The sequence below is a fragment of the Halorhodospira sp. M38 genome (genome assembly GCF_022227985.1).
Classification (GTDB): Bacteria; Pseudomonadota; Gammaproteobacteria; order Nitrococcales; family Halorhodospiraceae; genus Halorhodospira; species Halorhodospira halophila_A.
This window is the reverse complement of the sequence record NZ_JAJNQP010000053.1, coordinates 1-3,550: the sequence shown is the minus strand read 5'-3', so window position 1 is coordinate 3,550 and position 3,550 is coordinate 1. Positions and strand designations below refer to the sequence as shown.

Here is a 3,550-nt window from a genome sequence, read left to right as displayed (position 1 = left end):
TCTGGTTCTGCGTCGAGCGGGCACGCCAACCCTGCACGCCTTCGCGTGCGCATGGACGAGGCTCAGCGATTCACCCAAGCAACACCAGCAGCCAAAGCGCGACGGCATTGACGATCGCCACGAACACCGCTGCCGACCCCAGATCCTTGGCCCGCACACCATGCGCGGCACCCTATCATCCCGGGTGTGCCCCCACGCCGGCGACGGGGGCTTCGCAAAGCGCCCCGTCATGCCCACCCAGCTTCGAGTGCGTTACCCTTAGCCTTCGGATGGACATCCTGATCGATGCCGGCCAAGGAGAACGTCCCACGTATGATTCCGCGTAGAAACGGTTCGCGCCAAACCGCCTTCACCACCCCACCCTACCGGGCTGACTGACCACTGTGGCGTTCGAAGACTGCTCAGCAACCAGCCGTCTGACGCTCCTGCAGGAACTCAGTGGCATCGGGCTGTGGCGGCAGGACGTCACCACCGGGCAGATCGAGGCCGACGCCCACCTGCAACGCCTCTACGGCTATCAATCGGACCCTGCCTGCCCGGGTGGGGTGTTCGATGCCGAGACCTGGCGCAGCCACATCCACCCGCAGGATCGCGCCGAGGCCGAGGAGGCCATCAAGCTCGCCGTGCGGCATCACCAGCCCTGGAACCAGATCTTTCGCATCCGCCGCCTGGATGGAGGGCGGCGCTATGTGCGCTCCCAGGGCCGGGTCGAACTCGATGCCGAAGGCAATGCCGTGCGCCTGGTCGGCACCGAGCAAGACGTCACCGAGCGGGAGACCCACCAGCAGGAACTCGAGGCGACCAGACAGCGCCTGGAGCAGGCCGAGCGGATCGGGCGCCTTGGCCACTGGGTGACGTACCCACGGACCGGACAGATGGTCTGGTCGCCGATGATGTACGAACTCACCGGGTTCGACCCGGAGCAGCCGCCCCCGGACTGGGCGACCCTGATCCAGCGGATCCCGGAGACGGATCGGTTCCAGATCGCCGAGTACCAGTTCGAAGCGGACCCTTCGTTGGAATCGAGCCAGGGGGAGTACCGGATCCTCCATCCCGATGGGCGAACCCTGTGGGTCCGTGAAGCGGCGTGCCAATGGCGGGACGAGCACGGCACCTGGATTGTCCAGACCATTGTCCAGGACATCACGGAATACCGACAGGTTCTGGACCGGGTCGAGGAGCGCCGCCAACAGCTTGAGGCCATCCTGCAGGCCGAGACCTCGGTCAGCCTGATCCAGACCGATCTTCACGGCACGATCTGCGAGGCCAGCCGCAGCGCCGAGTTGCTCTTCGGTTATCCGCGCGAGGCCCTCATCGGCAGAGACGTGCGCACATTGCACGAGCCCGCGGATCGCGCAGAGGTCGCGGAGGGGATTGAGTGGCTCCGGCGCACCCGGCAGGAGTACACACGCGAGTACGAGCTGATCCGGTCAGACGGTGAGCGCTTCCGCGCCCGGGTAAGCGTGGCGCCCGTACTCAATGCGCAGGGCGAGCTAATCGGCAGGCTCGGCGCCTGTATGGACCTCAGCCAGCAATCCGCCGAGCAGCATCGGCTGCGGCTGGCCCAGGAGGCCGCCGGCTTCGGCGTCTGGGAGTGGGATACCCGGGCCGACGCCGTAACGCTGGATGCGACCTGCTGCCGGATGTTCGGGTTGGACCCGATGCAGCAGGCGCCGCTCTCTTACGAGCAGTGGCGCTCCAGCGTCCATCCCGACGATATCGCGCCCATCGAAGCGACCCTGGAGCGCCAGCTAACCAGAGGGCACACGTTCACGTACGAGTTCCGGTATCGCTGCGCCGACGGGGATTGGCTCTGGGTCCAGGCCCGTGGGCAGACGCTGCGGCGGGCGGCGGATGGCACCCCGGCACTGATCGCCGGAACCTACGTTGAGGTGCAGCAGCTCAAGGAAACGGAGTTCGCCCTGCGCCGCCGTGAGCAGGAACTCGCCGAGGCCAAGCGGATCGGCCGACTCGGCCACTGGAGCTATGACACCCGGACCGGGGCGGTGGAATGGTCCGAGGAGATGTATGAGCTATTTAGGGCCGGGCCGCCCGACCACGGGATGACCTTCGAACGGTACAGGGCCATGATCCACCCGAAGGACCGGCCCCAAGTGGAAGCAGCCATTGAGCAGTCACTGCATGCCGGCACTCCGTACGTCATCGAACACCGCGTCCTGTGCCCGGACGGGCAGGAACGGACCCTGTACGCCCGTGGCTACACGGAGTTCGACGCAGAAGGACACCCCAGAATCCTCCGCGGCACAGCCCAGGACGTGACCGAGGACCGGGAACTGCGGCGTTCACTGGCCCAGGCCAACGAGACCAAGGATGCGTTCCTGCGCGCTGTCAGCCACGATCTTCGCACCCCCCTCAATGCCCTGATGGGGTTCCTCGAGCTGCTCGACGAGCCGGATCTGCCCGAACGGCAACGCGCGGAGTACATGCAGCACTGCCGGCAGGGCGCCGAGCGGTTGCTGCGGCTCATCGATACGCTGCTCGATCTCACTCGCCTCCAGGCGGGACAGCTTGAGCTTCGCCCGGAAACCTTCTCGCTACCCGATTTGATCGATGGCCAGTGCACCATGCTGGAGGCCACGGCCCGCGAACAGGGGCTGAGCCTGACCCGGCGCATCGGCACAAGCGTGCCGGAGTGGGTCGAGGGGGATGCCACGCGACTCGGGCAAGTGCTTTCCAATCTGCTCGGGAACGCCGTCAAGTACACCCCGGCCGGCTCGGTCCATCTCGAGGTGTCCTCGGACGAGACCGATGGGCGCATCCGCTTTGCCGTCCAAGACACCGGACCGGGCCTCTCTCGTGAAAAGCAGGAGCAGATCTTCCAGGCCTTCCACCGCGGCGACTACCAGGGCCCGCACCCGGGCCACGGACTGGGACTGGCGATTGTCCGGGAACTGGTGCAATGCCTCGATGGCAGCCTGTCGCTGGAGAGCGCACCCGGACAAGGCTCGACCTTCTCCTTCACCATTGCGCTGCCCGCCGCCGAGCGGCCCGCTGCCCCGGAGGGCAATCGAGGTGAACCTGCAACGCCCGCCCCCGCCAAATCGACGGAACACGCCCCCCGCGTTCTGGTCGCCGACGATGAGCCGACCAACGCCCTGCTTGCCCGGGCGATGCTTGAGCAGCTTGGCTGCTCGGTGGCGACAGCCCCGAGCGGTAACGCCGCCCTCAAGGCCTGGGACCAAGAAACATTCGATCTACTGCTGCTCGACCTGCACATGCCGGATCTCGACGGCACCGAGGTGGCGCAGGCCGTTCGCGCTGACGAACAGCAGCGGGGGCTGCCCCCAGCGACCATCGCCCTGTGCACCGCCTATGCCCGCGAAGACGCGGAGCGCATGGCCCGTGGCATCACCCTCGATGCCTACCTCAACAAACCGGTCACAAGGCAGGAGCTGGCCGGCCTGGTCCGGCGGATCGCAGGCCTCGCCTAAGACCGGGCGACCGGGCGCTCACCGCCCTGCTCTCGATGAGCGTGGAGATTTTCTGAACGCGGCGGCCTCCGGAGATCGCGGCGCATGCGCGGCTACAC

At 66.8% G+C, this 3,550-nt stretch carries 2 protein-coding genes; one reads left to right on the top strand and one right to left on the bottom strand.

The window, feature by feature from the left end:
* Positions 1–70 precede the first annotated feature (70 nt).
* Positions 71–157: a diacylglycerol kinase gene (locus LRA98_RS13235; RefSeq protein ID WP_201241715.1), complete on the bottom strand. Its 87-nt coding sequence runs from the start codon at positions 155–157 to the stop codon at positions 71–73.
* A 226-nt stretch (positions 158–383) separates the two neighbouring features.
* On the opposite strand from LRA98_RS13235, the gene LRA98_RS12600 reads away from it, so the two are divergent.
* Positions 384–3,452: a hybrid sensor histidine kinase/response regulator gene (locus LRA98_RS12600; RefSeq protein WP_238633661.1), complete on the top strand. Its 3,069-nt coding sequence runs from the start codon at positions 384–386 to the stop codon at positions 3,450–3,452.
* Positions 3,453–3,550: the final 98 nt, after the last annotated feature.